The organism is Variovorax sp. 01T439_2, from assembly GCF_056398445.1.
In genome coordinates, this window is record NZ_JBFTPJ010001096.1 from 1 (window position 1) to 1,771 (window position 1,771).

Consider the following 1,771-nt stretch of genomic DNA (forward strand, 5'->3'; position numbering starts at 1 on the left):
GGATCAGCGGACATGCCACGTCAACTTGCGAAGAACTTTCATTGGATACAGCGATCGCTTCGCCTCGGAGTTGCAATCTGCTGCCTGGGAGTCTCGACCTCTTTGTTTGCCCAGGCTCCTGGACCTGGGATCGGCGTCACGGCCCCCCTCGACCGCGAGTATCCTTCGCTTGAGTCGCTCTACAAGGACCTTCACGCGCATCCTGAGTTGGGCTTCAAGGAGTTTCGAACCGCGTCGAAACTCGCTGACGAAATGCGCCGTGCGGGCTTCGATGTAACCGAGAAGGTTGGTGGCACGGGTGTGGTTGCGGTCTRCAAGAATGGTCCCGGTCCAACGGTGATGGTGCGGACCGAGTTGGACGCACTTCCCATGGAAGAAAAGACCGGCCTGCCATACGCCAGCAAGGTCCAGGTCGAATGGAACGGCCGCCAGACCTTTGTCGCTCATACATGTGGCCATGACGTGCACATGGCAAGCTGGGTCGGAACAGCACGAATTCTGGCTTCGTTAAAGGATCGATGGAAAGGCACATTGCTGTTCGTCGCGCAACCGGCCGAGGAGCTCGGGACTGGCGCCAAAGCAATGATTGACGATGGGTTGCTGAAACGTTTTCCCCGTCCTGACTTCGCGTTTGCCCTGCACGTATCGGGTTCTCCTGCCGGTCAAATCGGCTTTCGTGCCGGTCCAATTACTTCCAGCTCCGACAGCTTTGAGATCGTGTTCAAAGGTATAGGTGGGCACGGTTCGGCACCTCAGCGAACTATTGATCCCATCGTGATCGGTTCGCGGTTTGTGCAGGACGTCCAAACTGTGGTGAGCCGAGAGAAGGAGCCGACGGAGTTCGGTGTCGTAACGGTAGGAGCCTTCCAGGGCGGAAGTGCGGGAAACATCATTCCGGATCGAGTTCTTGTGCGTGGAACCATACGTTCATACCAGCCGGCAGTTCGCGAAAAGCTCATAGCAGGCGTACGTCGCACGGCGCTGGCGGCAGCGGCCATGGCGGCTGCGCCAGAACCGACGATCGAGTTCGGCGCAGCAACGGGCTCCGTTATCAACAGCGAGGAACTGGTGAATGGCACCATAGCGGAGCTTCGGAAAGCATTTGGTGAAATGGTTGTGCAAGTCCCGGCGATTGGTGCGAGCGAAGACTTCTCGGCGTTCACAGAAGCCGGCATTCCGGCAATGTTTTTCTTCATAGGTGGCCTTGACCCACGGGCAATCGTTTCTGCGAAGTCCGATGGCAGAGGAGTGGTAGCGAATCACTCCCCCTATTTCGCACCGGTCGCAGAAACCTCGATAAAGACCTCAGTGGGGGCAATGACCATTTCGGTGTTGAACGCTTTGTCCGTCGCGCGCAAATAGCGAAATCGCCGGGCCAGCCTCGTATATCGGGCGCCGCCATGCTGATACTGTCCTTGCGGACATCCAAACCCACGTGAATCTTCGCTCTTGCATGGTCGGTCTCCTTGTTGCTGACGACGTAAGTCGCAGCGTGTAGCTCTGCGTCCTTGGATGCAACCTACGATGTTGGAGACCGGTCGCCTGTCTACTGGGCGGCGACCATCATGTCTAGACCGCTGTGGGCATGCTCGGCTGCTCCGGTCGTCGCCAGACGTAGACGAGCACGGCAAGCATGACGATCGCCACAGTAACCTGGATGCCGCGCGACTGTGTTTCCAGAAATATGAGAGAGAAACTTGCCACCATGCTGGCGGTGATGACCCACTTCGTAGAACGTGAAATTGCCCCAGAAGTCTGCCAGTTGGTGATC

2 protein-coding genes are annotated in these 1,771 nt (G+C 57.6%); one reads left to right on the forward strand and one right to left on the reverse strand.

Annotated elements, in window-relative coordinates; genetic code table 11:
• Window positions 1–12 precede the first annotated feature (12 nt).
• The gene (locus AC1DOC_RS32310; RefSeq protein WP_478131402.1) at window positions 13–1,362 is read left to right on the forward strand and encodes an amidohydrolase; all 1,350 of its coding nucleotides are present in this window, start codon (window positions 13–15) and stop codon (window positions 1,360–1,362) included.
• A gap of 207 nt (window positions 1,363–1,569) precedes the next feature.
• On the opposite strand, the gene AC1DOC_RS32315 is transcribed toward AC1DOC_RS32310, so the two are convergent.
• A complete protein-coding gene (locus AC1DOC_RS32315; RefSeq protein WP_478131401.1) occupies window positions 1,570–1,770 on the reverse strand; it encodes a YbaN family protein in 201 nt (66 codons plus the stop codon).
• Window position 1,771: the final 1 nt, after the last annotated feature.